Source organism: Streptomyces sp. NPDC127177 (assembly GCF_042672475.1).
GTDB lineage: Bacteria > Actinomycetota > Actinomycetes > Streptomycetales > Streptomycetaceae > Streptomyces.
In genome coordinates this window covers 1-1016 of record NZ_JBHXUW010000135.1, presented here as the reverse complement: position 1 = coordinate 1016, position 1016 = coordinate 1, and the positions used below count along the sequence as shown (strand labels likewise).

General features: G+C 63.0%; 1 protein-coding gene. It reads left to right on the top strand.

The features are described 5' to 3' along the window. Positions 1-15 precede the first annotated feature (15 nt). Positions 16-1016, top strand: a 1001-nt coding sequence (locus tag ACFVJX_RS36020; protein WP_384136920.1) for a polyketide synthase dehydratase domain-containing protein, incomplete at its 3' end; no start/stop codon positions are given.

The following is a 1016-nucleotide window of genomic DNA, read 5'->3' as shown; positions in this document are numbered from 1 at the left end:
GAGGAGTTGTCGGCCGTGACCGCGCTGGCTGAGTTGCATGCGCATGGGGTTGGGGTGGATTGGTCGCGGTTCTTTGCGGGTTCGGGGGCTGTGCGGGTTGGGTTGCCGACGTATGCGTTTGAGCATGAGTCGTTCTGGCCTTTGGGTGGTCGGGGTGTTGGGGATGCGGCGGCGTTTGGGTTGGTGTCGGCTGGTCATCCGTTGCTGGATGGGGTTGTGGAGCTTGCGGATGATGAGGGTGTGTTGTTGACGGGTCGTTTGTCGGTGGGGTCGCATGGTTGGTTGGCTGATCATGTGGTGGGTGGTCGGGTTCTTGTTCCTGGTACGGCGTTGTTGGAGTTGGTGGTGCGTGCTGGTGATGAGGTGGGTTGTGGGTGTGTGGAGGAGTTGACGTTGGCTGCGCCTTTGGTGTTGCCGGAGCGTGGTGGTGTGCGGGTGCAGGTGCGTGTGGGTGTGGGGGATGGTTCGGGGCGTCGTTCGGTGGTGGTGCATTCTCGGTTGGAGGGTGCGGTTGAGGGGCCGTGGGTGTTGCATGCGGCTGGTGTGTTGGCGGTTGATGGTGGTGGTGTGTTGGTGGGTGGTGTGTTTGATGCTTCGGTGTGGCCGCCTGTGGGTGCGGAGTTGGTTGATTTGGATGGTTTTTATGAGGCGCGTGGGGTGGAGGGCTTTGGTTATGGGCCGGTGTTCCAGGGGTTGCGTGGGGTGTGGCGTCGTGGTGGTGAAGTGTTTGCTGAGGTGAGTCTGCCGGAGGGTGTGGCGGGGGATGCGGGGGCGTTTGGTCTGCATCCTGCGTTGTTGGATGCGGGGTTGCATGCGGCGTGGTTCTTGGGTGGTTCGGGGGATGGGGGTGGTGTTCCGTTCTCGTGGTCGGGCGTGTCGTTGCATGCTTCGGGTGCGTCGGTGGTCCGGGTGCGTTTGGTGGGTGTGGGCGAGGGTGTTGTTTCGGTTGCTGTGGTGGATGTGTCGGGTGCGCCGGTGGTGTCGGTGGAGTCGTTGGCGATGCGGGCTCTGCCGGC